Below are 306 nucleotides of genomic sequence, written 5' to 3'. Positions count from 1 at the left end.
TTTTAAATTCGAGCGAATGTTTGCGATATGGTTTTACTTTCATGGTTACTGGCTCCAAAAAGGTGTCTACTTTTATGGAGTCAGATCAGAACTGTGGGGTTGTTAAGTACAGAGTCACCCTCAGCAACAAACCCCCGTAGGAGGTACTTCAGTGCCGAATCCAGACCATAACAAACACATTCATGGCTAAATAGTTAGCGAGTTGCTAGTTAGCAAGGGTAAAGTTGAACTGTTTGGTTGTTTAGTAGAGAGTCACCCTCAGCAACAACCCCCGTAGGAGGCACTTCAGTGCCGAATTCAGACCAG

Origin of the sequence: Pseudoalteromonas sp. T1lg21 (assembly GCF_002964625.1) — a bacterium.
Taxonomy (GTDB): Bacteria; Pseudomonadota; Gammaproteobacteria; order Enterobacterales; family Alteromonadaceae; genus Pseudoalteromonas; species Pseudoalteromonas gelatinilytica.
The sequence above is the reverse complement of the archived record's forward strand: the minus strand, read 5'-3'. Positions refer to the sequence as shown.